The 18553-nt window shown below is 75.4% G+C and carries 16 protein-coding genes and 1 pseudogene; 12 read left to right on the top strand and 5 right to left on the bottom strand.

Going from position 1 to position 18553, the window contains the following annotated elements:
- Positions 1-4: 4 nt before the first annotated feature.
- The gene (locus ACIQI7_RS00555; protein WP_401103462.1) at positions 5-397 is read right to left on the bottom strand and encodes a DUF302 domain-containing protein; all 393 of its coding nucleotides are present in this window, start codon (positions 395-397) and stop codon (positions 5-7) included.
- A 188-nt stretch (positions 398-585) separates the two neighbouring features.
- On the opposite strand from ACIQI7_RS00555, the gene ACIQI7_RS00550 reads away from it, so the two are divergent.
- Positions 586-2643 carry a histidine kinase gene (locus ACIQI7_RS00550; protein ID WP_401103460.1) on the top strand — a complete coding sequence of 686 codons (2058 nt, stop codon included), beginning with the start codon at positions 586-588 and terminating at the stop codon, positions 2641-2643.
- Positions 2644-2831: 188 nt separating this feature from the next.
- On the opposite strand, the gene ACIQI7_RS00545 is transcribed toward ACIQI7_RS00550, so the two are convergent.
- Positions 2832-3047, bottom strand: coding sequence for a hypothetical protein (locus tag ACIQI7_RS00545; protein WP_401103458.1), 216 nt, complete (start codon positions 3045-3047; stop codon positions 2832-2834).
- Positions 3048-3389: 342 nt separating this feature from the next.
- Here ACIQI7_RS00545 and ACIQI7_RS00540 point away from each other — a divergent pair, with 342 nt between their 5' ends.
- On the top strand, positions 3390-4007 hold the full coding sequence (locus tag ACIQI7_RS00540) for a TetR-like C-terminal domain-containing protein (protein WP_401103457.1): 618 nt from the start codon (positions 3390-3392) through the stop codon (positions 4005-4007).
- Positions 4008-4166: 159 nt separating this feature from the next.
- On the opposite strand, the gene ACIQI7_RS00535 is transcribed toward ACIQI7_RS00540, so the two are convergent.
- The 3 genes from ACIQI7_RS00535 to ACIQI7_RS00525 form a co-directional block, all read right to left on the bottom strand.
- Positions 4167-5531 carry an FAD-dependent oxidoreductase gene (locus tag ACIQI7_RS00535; protein ID WP_401103455.1) on the bottom strand — a complete coding sequence of 455 codons (1365 nt, stop codon included), beginning with the start codon at positions 5529-5531 and terminating at the stop codon, positions 4167-4169.
- A 258-nt stretch (positions 5532-5789) separates the two neighbouring features.
- Entirely contained in the window at positions 5790-6227 is a 438-nt protein-coding gene (locus ACIQI7_RS00530; RefSeq protein ID WP_401103453.1) for a glutaredoxin domain-containing protein, read from the bottom strand.
- A gap of 84 nt (positions 6228-6311) precedes the next feature.
- Positions 6312-7814, bottom strand: a complete 1503-nt coding sequence (locus tag ACIQI7_RS00525; protein ID WP_401103451.1) for an FAD-binding oxidoreductase — start codon at positions 7812-7814, stop codon at positions 6312-6314.
- Between the two features lie 201 nt (positions 7815-8015).
- On the opposite strand from ACIQI7_RS00525, the pseudogene ACIQI7_RS00520 reads away from it, so the two are divergent.
- The 10 genes and pseudogenes from ACIQI7_RS00520 to ACIQI7_RS00475 form a co-directional block, all read left to right on the top strand.
- Positions 8016-8477 (top strand): annotated as a pseudogene (locus ACIQI7_RS00520) (pyridoxamine 5'-phosphate oxidase family protein); the annotation flags it as partial.
- On the top strand, positions 8366-8731 hold the full coding sequence (locus ACIQI7_RS00515) for a pyridoxamine 5'-phosphate oxidase family protein (protein WP_401104506.1): 366 nt from the start codon (positions 8366-8368) through the stop codon (positions 8729-8731). The pseudogene ACIQI7_RS00520 and the gene ACIQI7_RS00515, both read left to right, overlap by 112 nt.
- 244 nt (positions 8732-8975) lie before the next feature.
- Positions 8976-10214: a styrene monooxygenase/indole monooxygenase family protein gene (locus ACIQI7_RS00510; RefSeq protein ID WP_401103450.1), complete on the top strand. Its 1239-nt coding sequence runs from the start codon at positions 8976-8978 to the stop codon at positions 10212-10214.
- A gap of 257 nt (positions 10215-10471) precedes the next feature.
- Positions 10472-10996, top strand: a complete 525-nt coding sequence (locus ACIQI7_RS00505; RefSeq protein ID WP_401103448.1) for a hypothetical protein — start codon at positions 10472-10474, stop codon at positions 10994-10996.
- Between the two features lie 174 nt (positions 10997-11170).
- Positions 11171-12082, top strand: coding sequence for a phytoene/squalene synthase family protein (locus ACIQI7_RS00500; protein ID WP_401103447.1), 912 nt, complete (start codon positions 11171-11173; stop codon positions 12080-12082).
- A 248-nt stretch (positions 12083-12330) separates the two neighbouring features.
- Positions 12331-12498, top strand: a complete 168-nt coding sequence (locus tag ACIQI7_RS00495) for an SflA family class IV lanthipeptide (protein ID WP_387755885.1) — start codon at positions 12331-12333, stop codon at positions 12496-12498.
- Positions 12499-12553: 55 nt separating this feature from the next.
- Complete coding sequence (lanL, locus tag ACIQI7_RS00490; RefSeq protein ID WP_401103444.1) at positions 12554-15118, top strand: class IV lanthionine synthetase LanL; 2565 nt, start codon at positions 12554-12556, stop codon at positions 15116-15118.
- A gap of 352 nt (positions 15119-15470) precedes the next feature.
- On the top strand, positions 15471-16994 hold the full coding sequence (locus ACIQI7_RS00485) for an IPT/TIG domain-containing protein (protein WP_401103442.1): 1524 nt from the start codon (positions 15471-15473) through the stop codon (positions 16992-16994).
- Positions 16995-17297: 303 nt separating this feature from the next.
- Positions 17298-17486 carry a thiazolylpeptide-type bacteriocin gene (locus ACIQI7_RS00480; protein ID WP_387755892.1) on the top strand — a complete coding sequence of 63 codons (189 nt, stop codon included), beginning with the start codon at positions 17298-17300 and terminating at the stop codon, positions 17484-17486.
- 285 nt (positions 17487-17771) lie between these two features.
- Positions 17772-18545, top strand: coding sequence for a GNAT family N-acetyltransferase (locus ACIQI7_RS00475; protein ID WP_401103440.1), 774 nt, complete (start codon positions 17772-17774; stop codon positions 18543-18545).
- Positions 18546-18553 lie beyond the last annotated feature (8 nt).

The raw sequence follows: 18553 nt of genomic DNA, 5'->3' as shown, positions 1-18553 counted from the left end.
CTCCTCATCCGCGCAGGGTGTCCAGGGCGGCGTTCAGCCGCTGCGCCGCCTCGTCCGCGACGTCGCCGAGCCCGCCTCCGGGCCCCGCCAGGGTGACCATCGTCTGCGGGTCGGCTGCCTCCACCACCGTGGCGCCGCCGTCCGTCCGCACCACCACGTTGCAGGGCAGCAGCAGCCCGATGCGGGGGTCGGCCTGGAGCGCGCGGTGGGCGAGGGCGGGGTTGCACGCGCCGAGGATCAGGTAGTCCTCGATCTCCGCGCCGATCTTCTCCCGCAGGGTGGCCCGGACGTCGATGGTGGTCAGGACGCCGAACCCCTGCTCCTTGAGCGCGGCGGTGACCGCCTCCACCGCCTGCGCGAACGGCTGGTCGAGCCGTACGCCGAGACCGTAGTCCATGGTTCCTCCGTAAGAATCCGGGCCGCCCCAGTATCGGCGGGCGCCGTGCCGGCCGCCTCTCGGAGCCGACCGCGCCGGGGGCGTTCGGCCGCCCCGACGGCTGGCGGGGCCGTTGCCCCATGCGCCCGGGACAACGGGTGGCGCAGACTGCAGAGATCGGCAGGGGCCCGGCGGCGAAAGGGCGGAACATGGCTGCGGAGAGCACGCGAAGAGCCTGGTGGCGGCCGCGGTCCGGCCCGGCGGAGCGGCAACTGGCCGCGGCCGGGCTGTGCGCGCTCGTCTGCCTGGTGGCCGGCGGCCTGTGGGTCGGATACGTGCTGACCCACCTCGGAGCACCCGGGACGGCGACGCCCGTCCGCCTGCTGCCGGAACTCGGTTACGGCCTCGCGGCCGTCGCCGGCGGGGTGCTGCTGCACGCCCACCGGCCCGGCAACCAGCTCGGCTGGGTCCTCCTCGCGTACGGCACGGCGGTGATCGTCCCACTCGCCGCCCAGACCCCGCTCTGGGGGCAGGCGGCCGACTCGCACGTGGTCGGGGCGGTGGTGATCCTGGTGGGGGTGGGCTACCTCGTCGACGGCACCCTGTGGCACGCGCTGCCGTTGTGGCTGCCGTACGGGAGACTGCCGAGCAGGCGCTGGTGGTTCGCGGTCGGAGCCGTGGCCCTGTGGAGGCTGCCCCCGTCGCTCTACGTGCTCTCCGAGCCCACCGTCTTCGGCCGGCCCAATCCGTTCGCCGGCAGCGCCGTCGCGAAGTGGCTGGACGGCTTCAACGGCCGGATGCTCGATGCCCAGCTCGCCGTGTTCGTCGCGCTGACCGTCCTGGTGGTGCTGGTTCCGCTCGCCCGGATCCGCGGGGTGTCGCGGCGGCGCCGGCAGAACGTCCTGATCGCCCTCGGCGTGTACCTGCTGTGGGGTGCGGCCGACTTCGGCGACTACTTCGGACACAGCACGGCCTCGCTCGTCGCCTTCGCCGTCACCTCGGCGCTCTGGACGGTCACCCTGGCCGCCGTGGTGGTCCGGGACGGGTCCTGGCGGCTGGACCGGGCGGCCCGACGGGTGCTGGTCGGCCTGCTGGTGGCCGCCGGACTGGCCCTGGTCTTCCTGGCGGTGGCCCGGCTGCTCTCCACCATGCTGATGCCGGGCCAGAGCCTCGGAGGACTGCTGGTGGTCGCCGCGATCTTCCTGCTCGCGGTCGGTCTGCCCCGGGGCGTGCGCTGGACCTCCGGACTGGTCGACCGCTGGTACTACGGCTCGCGCGCGCAGCCGTACCAGGTGCTGCGCAGCCTCGCCGGCCGGGTCAGCCAGACCGTCGACCCACAGGAGGTGCCAGCCGTGCTGTGCCGCACCGTGAGCGACGAACTGCTGCTGCCCGGTGTGGAGTTGACCGTCGCCACGCGCAGCGGTGAGCGGTCGCTGGCCGCCGTGGGCGAACTCTCCGGCAGCGGTGAGGGCTTCCCCCTGGTGCACCGCGGGGAACAGATCGGACGGCTCACCGTCGCCCCGCGCGAGGGGCAGCGGGTGCTCGACGACAGCGACCGCGACATCCTGCGCTCGCTCGCCGACCAGGCCGCGCCCGCCGTCGCCTCGCTCCAGCTGACGGAGGACCTGCGGGCCAGCCGTGAACAGATCGTCGCGGCCCGCGAGGAGGAGCGCCGCCAGCTGCGCCGGGACATCCACGACGGCCTCGGCCCGATGCTGGCCGGGCTGCGGCTGCGCCTGCAGGGCGCCGCGGCGGTGGACGACCCGACGTGCTACGCGGTGGTACTGGACCGGGTCGCGGACGACCTCGCCACGGCGGTCCGGGAGGTCCGGCGGATCACCGACCGGCTCGGGCCCACCGCGCTGGGTGACTACGGTCTGTCACTGGCGCTGAGCCGGCTGGCCGAGACCTTCAGCGGCCCGGATCTCGCCGTCGCCACCCGGCTGGAGCCCGATCCGCTGCCGGCCCTGCCGGCCGCCGTCGAGGTCGCGGTGTACCGGATCACCGCGGAGGCGCTCAACAACGTGCTGCGCCACGCCCGGGCGGGAAGTGCCACGGTGTCCGTCCAGGTCGACGACGGGCACCTGGAACTCGACATCGAGGACGACGGGCGGGGGCCCGGTCACGGCCTTCCGGAGATCCCGGGGGTGGGGCTCCGGTCGATGTCCGAGCGGGCCGCGGAGATCGGCGGCCGTTGCACCGTGGACGCCCTGCGGCACGGTACCCGGGTGCACGCGGTGCTCCCGCGCCGGCCCGCGAGCGGCTGACCCGGCGCCTCCGACCTCAGCGCCCGAGCGCCCGAGCGCTCAAGCGGGTGAACGGGCGAGCGCCCGAGCGCCCGAGCGCCCGAGCGGCTACCGGGTCGGGCGCGGTGCAGCGGAGAGGCCCCCGGCTCGCGACGGATGGCGGCCGGGGGCGGGGGACGGGAGTTCGGAGGGAGCGAGGGGCGGCGGGTTCAGCAGTGGTTCGGCGGTGTGCAGCGGCGGTCGCTGCGCGTGCTGAGAGCCGTACCGGTGTCGGTGGTAACGGGGCGGCGCCGTCCCGCTCCCAGCGCGCCCTCGGCGCCCGGGACCGGGCACCGGCACGCTCGGGCGGCGGCGACGCTCACGGCGGCGAATACCGCGGCGGCACCGGCCGCCACCAGCGCCGCGCTGGCCGTTCTGTCGGTCATGGGGTCCTCCACGGGGTTCCGCAGGCGGTCCGCTTCGACCTGCTCCTCCATGCCACCGCCAGTAGTGCCCCAACCGCATGGGGCGACGGTCCCGTCCCGGTCCCGCCCCTGCCCCGGTCCCGTCGTGCGGGCGGCGCCACCCCACGGCGCAACCTGGAAGACGGCGGGAACGGGTTCGTTCACTAACATCGACAGTAGTCCCCGGCCATGTCGGGGCTTCAGGGAACCGCGATAGAGGAAATGCCCCGCCATTCGCGCGACCGGCCCGGGATTTCCCGGAGATCCGCGGGCGCGCGTGGAGCGACGGGACCGAGGAAAGGCGACTGAAGAAGGTGCGCAACCATGACCGCTGAGACGGATGCCGGGCACGGAACGGTGACGGGCACCCCACTGCGCCGGCGCGGCGAGGCGCTGGAGAGCGCCATCTACGAGGCGGTCCTCCAGCAGCTCACCACCGACGGCTACGCCCGGCTGACCATGGAGGGGGTGGCCGCCGCCGCGCAGACCGGCAAGGCCGCGCTCTACCGCCGCTGGCCGTCCAAGGAGGAGCTGGTCAAGGACGCGCTGCGGGCCAGCCTGCCGCCGTCCGGCCCGGCCCCCGACACCGGCAGCCTGCGCGGGGACCTGCTGGAGGTGGTCACCAGGCTGCGCGCCGCGATGTTCAGCGAGCTCGGCGCCGCGGTGCGGGCGATCATGAGCGAACTCGACCACCAGCGGGCGCACGCCTTCGTGGAGATCGTGCTGGAACGGGTGGTCCGGCCGACGACGGCGCTGATCGCCGAGGTGCTGGACCGCGGCACCACGCGCGGCGAGGTCCGCCCCGGGGCGGTCACCCCGCTGGTGACCGACCTGGTGCCGGCGCTGATGCTCTACCGGATCAAGATGTGCGGCGGGGACGCGGTCCAGCTCGACCCGGCGGAGATCGTGGACGAGTTGCTGCTGCCGATCGTCCGCGCCTGACGGAGCGGTCACCGGGCAGTGCGGCCAACGGACAGTGTGTTCATCAGCCGATGTGTTCATCAGTCGGTGCGGTGATCGGCCGGTGCGGTCGTCGGCCGAAATCCCGTGGGAATGCTCCGGGCGGAATTCCCACGGGATTTCGGCGGCCCCCCGCGGGGCTCAGGCCCCGCTGTGCCGGAGCATGTCCTCGCGCTCGACGACCTTCACCCGCTCGCGCTGCTCGGCCTCGCCGAGCGCGCGCTCGTGGGCGTCCAGCAGCTGCCAGCCCGCCCAGGTGGTGAAGCGGACGCCCTGGGCGCGCAGGTGCTCCTCGACGGCCGCCGGGTCCGGCTCGGCGGCGCCGGGCAGGCGGTCGGCGGCGTGGTCGTCCAGCAGGCAGGCGACGGTCTCGTTGGCGTCGCCCTTGGTGTGGCCGATCAGGCCGACCGGGCCGCGCTTGATCCAGCCGGTGACGTACGTGGCGGTGCGGTGCGAGCCGTCGCCGTCCAGGACCCGCCCGGCCTGGTGCGGGACGGTGCCCGAGGCCGGGTCGAAGGGCAGCTTGGGCAGCTCGTCGGAGTAGTAGCCGACCGCGCGGTAGACCGACTGCACGTCCCAGTCGGTGAACCGCCCGGTGCCGCGCACGTTGCCGGTGCCGTCGAGCTCGGTGCGCTCGGTGCGCAGGCCGACCACCCGGCCGTCCTCGCCGAGCACCTCCACCGGCGACTCGAAGAAGTGCAGGTACACCCGGTGCGGGCGGTCGCCGACGTCGCGGATCGCCCAGTTCTCCAGCGTCGAGGCGACCAGGTCGACGTGCTTGACCGCGCGGCGCTCGGCGATCGAGCCCTCGTCGTACTCGATGTCCTCGGGGGCGACGATCACCTCGATGGTGGGGGAGTGGTCCAGCTCGCGCAGCTCCATCGGGCTGAACTTGGCCTGGGCGGGGCCGCGGCGGCCGAAGACGTGCACCTCGACGGCCCGGTTGCGCCGCAGGCCCTCGTGGACGTTCGGCGGGATCTCGGTGGGCAGCAGCTCGTCGGCGGTCTTGGCGAGGATCCGGGCGACGTCCAGGGCGACGTTGCCGACGCCGAGGACGGCGACCTTCTCGGCCTCCAGCGGCCAGGTCCGGGGCACGTCCGGGTGGCCGTCGTACCAGGAGACGAAGTCGGCGGCGCCGTAGGAGCCGTCGAGGTGGATCCCGGGTATGTCCAGGGCGCGGTCGGCCATCGCGCCGGTGGAGAAGACCACGGCGTCGTAGAAGCGGTGCAGGTCGTCCAGGGCGAGGTCGTTCGGGTAGTCGACGTTGCCGAACAGCCGGACCTGGGGCTTGTCGAGCACCTGGTGCAGGGCCGTGACGATGCCCTTGATGCGCGGGTGGTCGGGCGCCACCCCGTAGCGGATCAGGCCGAACGGGGCGGGCATCCGCTCGAACAGGTCGATCGAGACACCGGGGGCCTGGGCGGCGTCGGACTTCAGCAGGGCGTCCGCGGCGTAGATGCCGGCGGGGCCGGCTCCGACGATCGCGACTCGGATCGGGCGGGGCATGACGAGTGGTCCTCCGGTCGGGCGCGGCGCAAAGGTGGTCTGAACCTTTGTAGCAAACCCTACGAATGACCAGGGAAGTAGGCGGTGGTGATCTATGACGCCATAGAGCCGGCCTATGGCTTGGGGCCGGCGGCGGGATCGGTGGACGCCTCCAGGCGCAGCGGTTCCACCGGGAAGGGCGGCACCACAGCCTGGGACCTGAGCCGAGCCGAACGACCCGAAGGGCGGCGGTCGGGGAACCTGACCGCCGCGCTTCGTTCAAGCCGCGGCGGGAACCAGGGCACGCACCCAGGCGGGGTCGGGGTTGGTGTGCGGTCGGCCGTCGACCACGACGGTCGGGACGGTCTCGTTGCCGTCGTTGGCCGCCCGGACCGCGGCCGCCGCCTCCGGGTCGCGCCAGATGTCGACCCAGTGCAGCTGTCGGGCCGACTGGCCCAGCCGGAGACGCAGTCGCAGGCAGTACCTGCAGCCGGGGCGCCAGTAGACCACCGGCCGGCCGTCGGCCGCGCTGCGGCGCCGGGCCTCCGCCGCGCCGATCGGTGCCGGGAACGGCAGCGGCGAGTGCAGGCCCGCGAGCGCCCCGAACAGCAGCAGGTGGAGCACGGCCAGACCGGGACGTCCGCCGACGGCCGTTCCGGCCGAGACGGCCGCGCCGCAGAGCGCGAACAGCAGCGGCAGCTTCCGCACACGTGTCATGACGGCCCACCCTATCCGGGAAGACGGCCGCCCCGGGGGCGGCCGGGAAACCGGGGCCGGATCGGCCCGTCGATGCCGGTGACGCTACGCGGCCGCGACGGACTGGGGGAAGGCGAAGGCCCCGTCCGGGTCGTAGCGGTGGGCCACGTCCTTCAGCCGGGGCAGGTTCCCGCCGTAGTAGGCGCGGCCCCAGTCGGGCAGCGTGCCGTCGATGTAGTTGACGTACGCGCCGTGCGCGCCGAGAGCGGCCAGCCCGTCGCGGATCCTGTTCACGGTGGTCCGGACCCGGTCCTCGCTGATCGACGTGGCGCCGGCGTAGACCTGGGCGGTGGCGAGCGAGTCGCGGTGGGGGAAGGCGGTGGCGTCGGGGGCGAGTTCGCCGACGGCGCCGCCCAGGGAGTCGAGCAGCAGGTCGACTCCGGTGCGGCCGGCCATCAGCGCCGTGACCCCCGCCGGGTCGAGCGGTGCCGGTCCCAGCACCCGGGAGACCGCGACGAAGCCGGCCCGGGGCAGGATGCCGCCCTCCCAGGTGGGGTGGCACTGGGCGACGGTGTCGTTCGAGCAGCCCGCCATGAACTTCATGGCGCCGAGGTAGTCCCTGGGGGAGACGGTGCGCGAGGCCGGGGTGGTGCCGGCCGCCGTCACCAGGCGGTCGAGCAGGGGGTTCGCGCCGCTCGGGTCGCCCACGTAGCAGCCCACGATCCGGCAGCCGGGCGGCGTGCCGCCGGTGATCTGGCAGCTGGCCCAGAGCTCGTACGGGGCCGCGGCGACCCACGGCTGCCAGGCCCCCAGCACCTGGGTCACCGAGCCGGCCGGGAAGGCGAGCACGAAGACGGTCAGGCCGGGAGCGGGGGCGGTGGCGAAGGCGAACCGGGTGACGACGCCGAAGTTGCCTCCGCCGCCGCCGCGCAGCGCCCAGTACAGGTCGGGCTCCGTGGTGGGCGCGGCGGTGAGCAGGCGCGAGTCGGCGGTGACCACGTCGGCCGCGGTCAGCCGGTCGCAGGTGAGCCCGTACTCGCGGGTCAGCACGCCGAGGCCGCCGCCCAGGGTCAGGCCGCTGACCCCGACGGTCGGGCAGCTGCCGCCCGGGAGCAGCCGGCCCGCCTCGGCGAGCGCCGCGTACACCTCGATCAGGCGGGCGCCGGCGCCGATCTCCGCAGTGCCGTCGGGCCGCACCCGGACGTCGGCCATCCGGCGCAGGTCGATCACCAGGCCGCGGGCGGGGACGCTGTACCCGAGGTAGCCGTGGCCGCCGCCGCGGGCCGCGATCGGGATGCCGTGCCCGCGCGCCACGTCCAGGCAGGCCCGGACGTCGTCGGCGGACACGCACTGCGCCACGGCGGCGGGGAGCTGGCCGTCGTTCAGCGTGTTGTAGCCGAGCCGGGCGGTCCCGTACCCGGGGTCGGCGGGGAGCACCAGCCGGGTGCCCAGGCGGTTCCGCAGCGCCTTCCAGTCGGGCGGTGCGGCCGCCCAGCCGCGGTCGCGGGGCGGGAAGGCCACGAGTGCCCGGGCGGGGGTGCCGCCGACGGACACCGCCGTGGCGGCGGCGCCGAGGGCGGTGAGGAAGCGTCGTCGGTTCAGGTTCATGGCTGGCCCTTCTCCCGGCGGCCGGCGCACGGGGCCGTCCAGCCGATCGTCACGCGGCGGCGGCGGTCGGGCCTGCGGAGCTGAGCCTTCCGGCGCACCGGATCGGGGAGGGGGAGGGGAGGGGGAGCCCGGGGCAAGGGCGGCCGCACCGACACGCACGGGCCGTGCTGTTGCTCGACTTGCCGCAGGCCGGGCGCTTGGATGGACCGGCCTGGTCAACGCCCGGACGCGGCCCGACGGCCTCCGGCAAGCCGAGGAGTCACCACCGTGCACGACACCCCCGACCCCGCCGCCGTGGCCCGCCGGATCACCGAACGGCGCGAGCAGTTGGGCCTCAGCGAGGAGGCACTGGCCAACCGGGCCGCGATGGCCCCCCGCTACCTGCGGTGCCTGCTGGACGCCGGGCCCGCGTTCGATCCGGCGGGCTTCGTCCGGATCGCCGCCGCCCTCGACAGCACCCGCGGCGAGCTGCTGTCCGGCCGAGCCGATGCCCCGCCCGGGCAGGGTTCCCCCGGTCCGCGCCCCCGGCTGCTCGCCCTCACCGAGCAGGACTGCTGGCAGCTGGTCGGCGGTCACGGGATCGGCCGGATCGCCCTGCCGGTCGAGCCCGGGCCGGTGGTGCTCCCGGTCAACTACGTGGTGGACGACGGCTCCTTCGCCTACCGCACCGGCGAGCACGACGCGGCCGCCCCGGAGGAGGGGCCGCGGTCTCCTTCCAGGTCGACCACATCGACGAGTTCCTCGGGCGCGGGTGGAGCGTGCTCGCCATCGGCCCGGCGCACTACGTGGACGACCCGGTCGAGCTGGAGCGCCTGGCCGGCCTGCCCGGCGCGGCGCCCTGGGCGGGCGGGAGGCGGCCGCGCTGGGTGCGGATCCGCCCGGAGGAGATCAGCGGGCGGCAGCTGGTCTCGGGGTGAGGCTCCGGCCATTCCGCCGGGCCCGCCTCGCGCCCGTAGTCGGGTCGGCCGCCCGGATCCGCGAAGACCGCCATGTCCCGTACCGGCGTTGGGCGTTGGGCGGCTCGCGGCCGGGGAGGAGCGCCGGGTGCGGCGGACAGCGGTCCGGCCCGTGGACGGGCGGGGCGATGACTGGTAAGCAGACCAGTGGCGGCGTGGCCGTGCCGGCCGTCGTCCGGGTCGTACCACCAGGAGAGCAGGGGCGATGCGCAGAGTTCTGATCGTCGGAGCCGGGCAGGCGGGGCTCCAACTGGCCCTGGGGCTCCAGGCCCACGGCTACGACGTGACGGTGCTGACCGACCGCGGCCCGGAGGAGGTGCGCGCCGGGCGGGTGACGTCCAGCCAGTGCATGTTCGACTCCGCGCTGCGCACCGAGCGCGCCCTCGGCCTGGACCTGTGGGCCGACCGGGCGCCGCGGATCGAGGGCGTCGGGCTGTCGGTCGCCGGGCCGCGGGGGGAGCGGCTGATCGACTGGGTCGGTCGGCTGGACGCCTACGCGCAGTCCGTCGACCAGCGGCTGAAGATGCCCGCCTGGCTGGAGCTGTTCGCCGAGCGCGGCGGCCGGGTCGAGCTGCGCCAGGTGACGCCCGCCGACCTCCAGAACCTGGCCGGCTCGTACGACCTGGTGCTGGTCGCCTCCGGCAAGGGCCCGCTGGCGTCGCTGTTCGAGCGCGACCTCGTCCGCTCCCCGTACGAGCGGCCGCAGCGCGCGCTCGCCGCCAGCTACGTGCACGGGCTCGGGCCGCGCCCCGAGCACGACTTCCCGGCGGTGCGCTGCGACGTGGTGCCGGGCGTCGGGGAGTTCTTCGCGGTGCCGGCGCTGACCGGGGCCGGGCCCTGCGACATCCTGCTCTGGGAGGCCCAGCCGGGAGGCCCGGCGGACGCCTTCGACGGGATCCGCGATCCGGCCGAACACCTTCGGGTGACACTGGAGTTGATGAAGACCTTCATCCCCTGGGAGTACGACCGGACCCGCTCCGGCGTCGAACTCACCGACGCGGGTGCCACGTTGGCCGGGCGCTTCACCCCGGTGGTGCGCCACCCGGTCGGCGAACTGCCCGGCGGTGCCGCGGTGCTGGGCGTCGCGGACGTCGTCGTCCTCAACGACCCGATCACCGGCCAGGGTTCGAACAGCGCCGCCAAGTGCGCCGCCGACTACCTGGAGGCGATCCTCGCCCACGGCGACAAACCCTTCGACCGCGACTTCCAGCAGGCCGCCTTCGACCGCTTCTGGCGGACCGCGGGCCCCGTCACCACCTGGACCAACGCGATGCTCGCCCCGCCGCCCCCGCACGTCCTCGACCTGTTCGGCGCGGGCGGCCGGGTACCGGCCGTGGCCGACCGCTTCGCCAACGGCTTCGACGACCCGGCGGACCTGGACGACTGGTTCCTCGACCCGGCCGGGGCGGCCGCCTACCTGGCGTCGGTCACGGCGGACCGCTGAGGACAGGGCAGACCGCCGAGGACACGGCGGACCGCTGAGTCACGGCAGGTCTCCGAGGTCACGACAGGGGTTCGCCGAGGTCACGGCAGGTCACCGTAGGGTCAAGCTCTTCCCAAGTCCCGTACGGGCACCCGTCGATCATGGTGGGTTCTTCTCGCCCCCTCGCGGAGGGGGATCACCACCCGGCGCGGGGCAGCGGCCGGGAGGGCGATCCGGACGACAACAGGAGAAGAGCAGTGGCGGTCGACGGGGGAAACATGGCCCAGGCTGTGATCGACACGGCGTACAACGAGCGCAAACGGCTGCACACCGGCCGCAGCCGGACCGTCGCCGTGGTCTTCTTCGGCCTGCTGATCGCCCTCGGCTTCTTCCTGGCGCTGGTGGTCGGCAAGTCGGACCCGAACACCCCGCCGACCTGCGACGGCAAGACGATGACCCGGCACAGCGAGTGCCGGATCTGGTCGAGCCGAGGAGGCGGGGGCACCTACTCCTACGACGAGATGATCGACCGGCGGGAGTCCGGCAACGGGGTGTGGCGGATCGTCGGCTTCGGCGGCGCCGGCCTGGCCGCCGTCCTGATGGTCGTCTCGATCGCCAAGCTCAACCCGAACCGCCCCTGGGGCCAGCCGGTCGGCGCCGCCTGCCCGCGCTGCCGGGAGCTCAACCTGCGCGAGAAGCACACCACCCACAGCGTCACCCGGGGCCGTACGACCTACCGCTACAGCGGCATCGTCACCCTCTGCACCCCGGCCTGCGGCTTCTCCGCGATCCGCCAGGGCTGACCTGCGGCCGGGCCCGTGTACGGGGTCTGCTTCGGGGCCCACCGCCGGGCCCGTCCTCGGGCCTGGCCTCGGCCCTGTCCTCCGGGCCTGTCGTCGGGCCCGGGGCCCGAATGGGTCCGGCCGCTCACACCGGCTACGCTCGGTCCCCGGCGGACGAGCGACGGGGTGGACCGAGTGGGCAGGTGGGAACGGGCGCTGGACGCGGCCGGCGTACGGGAGGCCGGGCTGCGGGCCGACTACGCCCGGCAGCGGCAGCAGATGGCGCGGTACCGGCGGGAGGCCGCGCTCGCCGCCGAGCTGCTGCTGCCCGCCCGGATGGTCCCGCACGTGATCGCCGCCGCCGCCTTCATGCACCGCACCGACACCCTGCTCGACAGCGGCCCGCTCGCCGAACGCCGGACGGCGTCCGCCCGCTGGCAGCGGCAGGTCACCGACAGCCTCGCCGCCGGCCGTACCGACGACCCCGAGCTGCGCCCCCTGCTGAACAGCGCCGACGCCCACCCCGTCCTGCGGGACCGGGTGCTCGACTTCCTCGCCGCGACCGCCGCCGACCTGGACTTCACCGAGTTCGCCACCGAGGAGGACTACCAGGCCTACGTCGACGGGTACTCGCTGCCCGGCTTCATGGTGGTCGCCGGCCTGATCGGCCCGGACGGCGACCAGCGCGACTACCGCGCCGCCTGCCGCACCTTCATCGACGGCAGCCAGCGACTGGACTTCGTCAACGACCTCGCCGAGGACCTCGCCGACGGCCGGCTGACCGTCCCCGAGCGGACACTGGAGGAGCACGGCGTCACCCGCGCCGACCTGGAGCGGGGCCGCGACCTGCCCGCCGTCCGGGCGCTGCTCACCGCCCTGCTCGACCGGGCCGACCACACCCTCGCCGAGGGCCGGGCCGTCGTCGACCGGGTGCCGCCCGCCCACCGGCCGATGGTCCGCTGCATCGTCGGCGTGGAGGAGCTCACCAGCGCCGCCGCCCGCGCCGACCTCGGCGCGCTGCTGCGCCGCTCGGCGAGCCCGGCCAAGCCCGCCGCGCTGCGCCTGCTGGCCCGTGAGTACCTCCGGGCCCGCCGCCTGCGCGGCTGACCCGCTTCCACATCCGACCCGGCTGACCTGCCTCGCCACCTCCGGCCCGGCTGACCGGTCCGGAGGTGGCGATCCGGTGTGTGCCGCCCCGGTGAGGGCGGGCGGAGCCGGCGTCCACAAACGGAACCTCCCTTTGTCGTAGGCGATCCGGCGAGTCCGTCAGCTCCCTGTCCCGGGCCGGACGGCCTGGCTAGCATGAGCCCGCTCAGCGAAAGGACCCATCAACACCAATCATTGGGAGGACCCCCATGAGTGCCTTGATGACCGCCGTCCGCGACGCCGGCCCGCTGGAGATCGACGAGGACGCCATCGTCTTCGAGGACGCCTTCGACGCCGACCTCACCCCGGTCGCCTGCCTCGCCGACCCGTGGGTGACCTACGTCCCGACCCGCTTCCCCTGTGAGGTCGACTTCTGATCCACCCGGATCCGGACGAACAGTGACCACGGTGGGCCGGGGAAGGACGGAAACCATGCGAACACCGCCCGACCCCGGCTCCGCCGCGGCCCCGGGACACGAGGAACTCCGGCGCCGGGTCGAGGAACTCGCCGCCCGGGCGCCCGGCCCGCACCGCCCGCCGCGCACCGACGGCCGGTGGTGGTACCTCCGGGACCCCCGGATGCCCGAGCTCGCCCACGGCTGGAAGCTGCACCTGTCCGCCCGCCCGGACGGGTTCACGGCCCTGCTGGACACGGTGCTCCCGATCCTGCTCCGCCGGGTCTGCGACGTGAAGTTCGCGATGAGCACCGAGGCGCTGTGGGAGCTCAACAGCGGCCGGCACGGCGCCGCCGCGGTCGGCAAGGCCGTCACGGTCTACCCCCGGCCCGAGGAAGTCCGTTCCCTGGGGCTGGAGTTGGCGCAGGTGCTGGCCGGCCGGGAAGGCCCCGCGGTGGTCAGCGACCGCCGGGTGCTGCCGGACGCCCCGGTGCACTACCGCTACGGGCCGTTCCGCGTCACCGACGACGAGGCGCAGGCCGGGATGACCGGCCCGGACGGCTCGCTGTTCCCCGGCCTGGCCGAGCCCCGCTACCGCCGGCCGCCGTGGGCGGACGACCCGTTCGAGGCGCCCGGCACCCCCGCCCGTACGGCGACCACCCGGGTCGGCGCCGGCCGCTACCGGATCACCGCCGGCATCACCCGCGCGCCCAGCGGCCACGTCTACCGCGCCGTCGAACTCGCCACCGGGCGCGAGGTGGTGGTCAAACAGGCCCGGGCCTTCGTCGCCGAGGACGGCGCGGGGACCGACGCGCGCGGCCGGCTGCGGCACGAGCGGCGGGTGCTCGACGCGCTGGCCGGGGTGCCCGGCGTGCCCGCGCTGGTCGACTACTTCCGGCACGGCACCGACGAGTACTTGGTCAGCGCCGCCCGCGGAGTGACCGACCTGCGCCGCGAGCTGCTCACCCGCGGACCGTACGACGCCGCTGCCGGCGCCGCCGAGGGTGGGCGGGACTGGTGGACGCTGGCGCGCCGGCTGCTGTGGGTGCTGGACGCGGTGCACGCGCGCGGCGTGGTGGTCTGCGACCTCAAGCCCGCCAACGTGGTGCTCGACCGGGACGGCCGGCCCGCGCTGGTCGACTTCGGCGTGAGCGCCCTGGCCGGCGACCGCCCGCCGGGCGCCACCGCCGGGTACGGCTTGCCGGGCGCCACCGGGCAGGACCCCACCGAGGACCACTACGCGCTGGGCACCACCCTGCACCACGCCCTCACCGGCCTCGACCCGGTGGTGATCGACCCGGACCCGGCGGTCAACCGCGACCGCACCCTGGCCTGCCTGCGCGCCGCCCTCCCGGAGCCCGGGCACCCGGCGGCGGAGCTGGTCCGGGGCCTGCTGAGCTTCGACCCGGCGCGCCGCGCCGCCGCGGCCGCCCGGCTGCGGGAGGGCACCGCACCCGCCCGCCGGAGCGCCCCCGCCGGACGGGCCACGGCCCGGCCCGCCGAGGCGCTCGACCACACCGTCACCACCTGCGTCCGGATGGCCCGCGAGCTGGTCACCGCCGACTCCGGCGCGGAGCGGCCGCGGACCCTGCTCTCGCTGTACGACGGCGCGGCCGGCCTCGGGCTCGAACTGCTCCAGCATCCGGACCGCCCGGACGCCCGGGCCGCCGCCGCCGAGCTGGCCTGCTGGACGGCCGCCCACCCCGCCCTCGACCACCTGGACGGCTCGCTGTACCAGGGCCGTACGGGCGTCGACCTGTTCCTCGCCGAGGCGGCCGCCGTACTCGGGACCGAGCCCCCGGAGCCCCGCCGGTACCAGGGAACGGGCGTGGACCAGATCGCCGGCACCGCCGGGATCGGCACCGGGCACCTGCTGCTCGCCGCCCTCGGCTCGGCGGGCCCCGGGGCGGCGTCCGGCGGCCCGGCGGCCGAAGCGCACCGCGCGGCCGCCGCCGACTGCGCCGCCGAGCTGGCCGGCCGGCCGCTGGACGACCTCGGGGAGGAGCCCAACCCCGGCACCGCGGCCCTCGCCGAGGGATTCGCGCACGGCCGTGCGGGCGTCGCCCACTTCCTGCTCGCGATGCCCGACGAGGCGTCCCGGCACACCGCCCGGCACATCGTGGAGGGCCTCGCCGCCGACCTCCCGGGCATCATGGCCGCCGCCCGCGCACCCGGGGCGACCCGCCGCTACCTGGCCTGGTGCCGGGGCCTGGCCGGGCTCGGCACCCTGCTGGTGCAGGCCGGCCGGCGGTACGGCGACGACGACCTGCTCGCGCTGGCCGCCGAGGCGGCCGACACCTGCCGGACGATCGCGCCGAGGACCGCGCAGGTCTTCCGCTGCTGCGGCCTCGCGGGCGTCGGGGACCTCTTCGTCGACCTCGCCGTGGCCACCGGCGAGGCCCGGCACTGGGCGGCCGCCGAGGACCTGGCTGGCCTGATCCTCACCCGGGCCGGCGGCCCGCCCGCCCGCCCGCTGCTGCCCGGCCGCCGGCCGGACGCGGAGGCCCGCGCCTGGGCGGTCGGCACCCCCGGCGTCACCACCTTCCTGCGCCGCCTCGCCCGGCGCGGCGGTCCGGTCCCGGGGCAGCTGCCGCTGACGTGAGCAGCCGTACGGGCCGGGCGGCGGGTCCGCCCGGCCCGGAGCCGCCTCGCCCGGCCCGGAGCCGCCTCGCCCGGCCCGGGATCGCGCCCGGCCCGAGGCCGGCCCGCGCCCGCGCCTGAGCCCGCGCCTGAGCCCGGCCCGCGCCTGCGCCCGGCCCGCGCCTGCGCCCGGCCCGCGCCTGAGCCCGGCTCGCGCCTGCGCCCGGCCCGCGCTCGCGCCCGCCCGGCGCCGTACCGCGTCGTCGGCCGAACGCGTGAGGCGCCGGAGGTGACGCCCCGCCGGGCGCGCCGTGCGGCAACAGGATGGGTACGACCCGTGCCGTCGAGGCCCGGGCGGACCCGAGGAGCACCGCATGACGACGGAGCAGTCCGGACCGATGACGCCCCAGGCGGCGATGACCCTCGCGGCGATCGCCGCCACCGCCGCCACCACCCGGCCGTCGGGGGAGCAGGTGTCGCAGCAGTGCAACCGGGCCTTCTTGGGCGTCAACCAGCTGCTGACCGACTCCTCCCTCGCCACCCGGGGCACCTGGATCCTCAACTGGATCGCGATGAGCCCGGCCAACGCCAACCTGGCCTACCTGGCGCAGAACCGCGACGGCTCCAACCAGTTCGCCGTGGTCCTGCGCGGCACCGTCGGCACGGTGACCGACCTCCTGGAGGACCTGGACGTCGGCACGGTGGTCCCGTTCGGGTTCGCGGGCTCGCCGACCGACCCGGCCTGCGTCTCCACGGGCGCGATGACGGCCTTCAGCCAGGTCCTCACCATGAACTCGGTCGGCGTCACCCTCGCCCAGGCCCTCACCGGCGCCCTCGCCAAGGCACCCGCCGACCCCACCGTCCACGTGATCGGGCACAGCCTCGGCGGCTGCCTCGCCACCATGGTCGGCGCCTACCTCCAGGCGCAGTCCTGGCCGGGGGACCCGCAGTTCGGCCTCTACACCTTCGCCGCCCCCAGCGCCGGCAACGCGGCCTTCGCGAACCACCTCTCCGAGGAGCTTTCCTGGGTCGTCAACCAGCGCTACGTCAACTGCTGGGACATCGTGCCGCTGGCCTGGACGAGCCTCGACGAGGCCAAGACGTGGTACCCCGACGAGGGCCCGAAGGCGAACGAGGACGTCCGTGCCGTCATCTCGGCGCTCGCCGGACTGCCCGGGCCCAACGTCTACGCCCAGCCGGGCCCCGCCGTCCCGCTGAACCAGCACTACGCGAAGCACGATCCGGCCGTGGTGAAAGGGTCCCTGCAGGACTTCCTGGGCCAGGTCGCCTACCAGCACGCCAACGACACCTACCTGGACCTGCTCGGCGCCCCCGCCCTGCCCTCCGGGCCGCTGGTCACCGGCATCAGCCCCGACACCGGCGGCCCCGGCACCCAGGTCACCGTCACCGGTACGGGCTTCAACGCGGCCCAGGGCGTGGCCCTGGACTTCGGCACGGTCGCCTGCCCGCGGATCGCGGTCAGCAGCGACGGCACCACGATCACCGCGTACCCGCCCGCCGGGGTCGGCGTGGTGCCCGTCCGGGTCACCACCTTCCTCGGCACCTCGCCGGCCGTCCCCACCGCGCGGTTCGCCTACGAGGGCACCGCCCCGGTGCGGGGCACCGCCATCAGTGAGGACCACGGCCGGACCGGCACCCCCGTCACCGTCACCGGCGTCAACTTCGGATCCGACGCCAAGGTCTTCTTCGGCGACAACCAGGCGGTCGGGCAGGTGGCCCCGCCGGACACGATCGCGGCCACCGCGCCCGCCCCGACCAAGGGCGTCGGCAAGCCGAAGACCGTCGACATCACCGTGCTCTCGAACGGCTGGTCCTCCCCGGCGAGCCCCGCCGACGAGTTCACCTACGAGGAGCTGGAGGGCCCGGAGCACGGGTGACGCCGGTGCCGGAACGGTCGGGCGCGGAGCGGGGACCGGGGGCCGGAAGCCCACGGCGGCCGGTGGACCGCCGGTCGAGCCGGACCGGTCCCGAGCCGCCGGGGAACGGGATCCCGGCCAAGATTCCCGAACCCGTATCCCGGCCGCCGCCCGCGGGCTAGAGTCTCCTCGGGCGGCGCGAGCCCGGGTCCGAGACCCGCCGGCGGCGCACCCACGGGGGGCCCGGCACATCCCGCAGTACTCGCTTCGCAGGCACACCGTTCCGTTCCGGCCGGCACGCCTGCCGACTCAAGGGAGAACGCCATGTCAGACACCACCGCGTCCCGCACCGAGGCCCTCGACCTTCAGGACCTCGACCTCAGCGACCTGACCGTCACCGCGCTGCGCGACACCGTCGCCCTGCCGGAGAACGGCGCTTCGTGGGGCTCCTGCTCCTGCCAGGCCTCGTCCTCCTGTGCGCAGCCGCAGGACTCGATCGCGCCGATCGTCTGACGATCGCCACCCGGGCCCGGCCCTGAGCCGAGCCTCCAGGCCCGGCACTGACCGAGCCTCCCGGCCCGGTCCTGGGCCGAGCCTCCCGGCCAGGCCTTCCGAGGCCGGCGCCACCGCACCATGACGGGCCCGGCGCGTCCACCCGACGCGCCGGGCCCGTCCCGCTCACCGCACGACCGCCGTACGGCGCGGGCGCCGGTGGGGTTCGCCGCGACGCCGGCCGGCACGGACCGTGCCATCGCAGAAGGCGCGGGCGGCCTCGGCGACGGTCGCTAGAGTGCCGCTATGACGGATGACGAACTGCGGCGGATCCGCTCCTTCCTGGTCGGCTCCGTACGTCGGCGAGCCGAGCGCACGGTCGAACTCCCGGGCGGGGTCGCGGTGTTCGACGACACCTTCGCTGACTCGTGGTCGCACAACCAGGTGCTGCTCGACCGTGCCGACGGTGCGCCGGCCGAGCTGCCCGGTCTGGTGGACGGGGTGATGGGTGAGCGGCCGTTCCGTGTGGTGACCGTGCTGGACGGGGACTTCGGGGAGGCGTGCGCCGAGCCCTTCCGGCGGGCCGGGTACCGGCACAGCAGCTACCTGGTGATGCTGCACACCGGCCCGGTCCCCACCCCCGGCGACGGGCGCGGCGTCGAGGAGGTCGGTCTGGAGGCGATCCGGGCGCCGCTCGCCGCGAGTTGGCGCGCGGCGCTCCCGGAGGCGGACGAGGAGGTGGTCCGGATGCTGGTCGACCGGCGGGCGGCCGGCCGGCGCGGGGCCGAACGCGTCCAGCTGCTCGGCGCCCGGGCCGCGGACGGCGAGGTGGCCGCCTGGACGGACCTGTACCTCGAACCCGCCCTCGGGATCGCCCAGGTCGAGGACCTGATGACCGCCGAGGCGCACCGGCGGCGCGGCCACGCCGACGCCGTCCTGGCCGCCGCGCTGCGCCGGGCGGCGGACGCGGGCTGCGGCACCCGCTTCCTGATCGCCGAGTCCGACGACTGGCCGCGCCGCTGGTACGGCCGCCGGGGCTTCGAGGTCATCGGGCGCACCCACGGCTTCGAGCGCACCTGAGGCGGCCC

Origin of the sequence: Kitasatospora sp. NPDC092039, from assembly GCF_044756065.1 — a bacterium.
In the GTDB taxonomy this organism is placed as follows: domain Bacteria; phylum Actinomycetota; class Actinomycetes; order Streptomycetales; family Streptomycetaceae; genus Kitasatospora.
This window is presented reverse-complemented; position numbering and strand designations above follow the sequence as displayed.